This is a genomic window from Clostridioides sp. ES-S-0049-02, from assembly GCF_020658465.1.
GTDB lineage: Bacteria > Bacillota > Clostridia > Peptostreptococcales > Peptostreptococcaceae > Clostridioides.
Window position 1 is genome coordinate 1 of the sequence record NZ_JACVWG010000090.1, and the last position, 255, is coordinate 255.

The following is a 255-nucleotide window of genomic DNA, read 5'->3' on the forward strand; positions in this document are numbered from 1 at the left end:
TGAAAGTTCTTTATGAACTTCATATTTGGGGGTGTAGCTCAGTTGGGAGAGCACTTGCCTTGCAAGCAAGGGGTCAGGAGTTCGACTCTCCTCATCTCCACCATTAAGAGTATATTACTTAAATCTTCGATTTATCTAGTAGCCTCTTACATGCACTTTTAGCTTATCTTTAGACAAGCTATGTGCGTTAGCACTTTAAGCAACAGAATAAACTGAACACATGTGAAGTTTGTTTGTTGGCGACGTGCGCTAGCA

General features: G+C 41.2%; 1 tRNA gene. It reads left to right on the top strand.

Going from position 1 to position 255, the window contains the following annotated elements:
* Positions 1–27 precede the first annotated feature (27 nt).
* Positions 28–103 (top strand) — tRNA-Ala (locus IC213_RS20810).
* Positions 104–255: the final 152 nt, after the last annotated feature.